This window comes from Candidatus Parvarchaeota archaeon, assembly GCA_016866895.1.
Classification (GTDB): Archaea; Micrarchaeota; Micrarchaeia; order Anstonellales; family VGKX01; genus VGKX01.
In genome coordinates this window covers 1-1,231 of record VGKX01000225.1, presented here as the reverse complement: position 1 = coordinate 1,231, position 1,231 = coordinate 1, and the positions used below count along the sequence as shown (strand labels likewise).

The window sequence follows — 1,231 nt, the reverse complement described above, 5'->3', positions numbered from 1 at the left end:
TATCTTCATCCAAGTACAACCGCCAGCCCTTGCCTTGCAGGTCCTTTTTTGTACGGGTTTGGCTTTGTAGGTGCAGGATGGCAAGGCCGTGAATATAAACGCCTGAGCAATTAGCATTGTATTCATTCAAAAATAAACAAGCATACGCTGCCACCTGGCACCAATGCGATTGATGCACCTGCTTTGAGGTCTTGATATCTAACAAGTAGGTTTTGCCGTCAATCCTGATCAAGCGGTCAACAGTTCCGGCAAAATCAGGCCCGATCACTTGGAATTCACTTTGTAGAATTTCCGGTTGTATTGTTTCCATAAAATCAACATAGCGAAGGAATAGGCCCCACTGCTTGGCGGAGTACTTAGGCTCGTTTTGGGCGTTCAACAGGTTGATTTCCTGCCCTTCATCATACCATTCCGTTAGCTGATGCACCACGCTTCCGTCATTGCCTGCTTCATCCCTTATATCTTCTGAATTGGTGCCATTCTGCTGCAACCACTTCAGGAACTGCTTTGATTTTGGGAAGTAGTCAAGAATAGTTGTAACACTTGGCACCCATTGCTGGGTTTGTTCGTTGAAGTAAAACCGCCCACCTTCCTGGAAGGTGATGCGGTCCTTATTAATTAGGTACTGGGTCATGGTTAAAAAGGTATTTCTTCATTGAAATCCTCCGCATCCTGAACAGGCGGCTGGCTGAATACTTCTGCAGACTTCATGAAATCAAGGGCCTTATTGTATAGCCATTCGTCACGCTGGCTGGAATCCCACTGCATCACACCCTTTACCTTAATCTGAACCATTGAGGGGATGCCGTGGGGCGTTTCCTTGGTGTACTTCTTGGCCACTTTGTTGCCGTACTGCGTCAGGGCGATGCCTGCAACAGTTTTGTTTGCCTGATCTTTGAAGTGATAAGGGCGGAGGGTTAACGGGTTGCCCTTGGCGGTGTTTTCTAAGGCCATTAATAAACTAGCAGCATAGCGGCTGCTGAAAGGCATTTGGATATTATAATATCCTTCCTCGTCTTTCAGCTTGACTTGTAAGTCCTCACCAAATTCGTGGCTGCGCTTCTCAATTTCCACGATTACGCCAGTCACGTCCTTGTAAAAGAATTCATAGACTAGGGCATTTTTTTTGTTCAATCTTTCCTTTGCCCCTTCTTGTGGTGTTTTGAAGGTTTCTACTAGTAACCCTTCCCGAATACTAAACCACTTGCTTTGTGTGCCGTTGCCGGCTGGA

Annotated in this window: 1 protein-coding gene; it reads right to left on the bottom strand. The window is 46.3% G+C overall.

Annotated features, from left to right (window positions below):
• Nucleotides 1-634 (bottom strand): PD-(D/E)XK nuclease family protein (locus tag FJZ26_06150; protein MBM3229987.1); only part of this gene is annotated, 634 nt, incomplete at its 3' end.
• Nucleotides 635-1,231 lie beyond the last annotated feature (597 nt).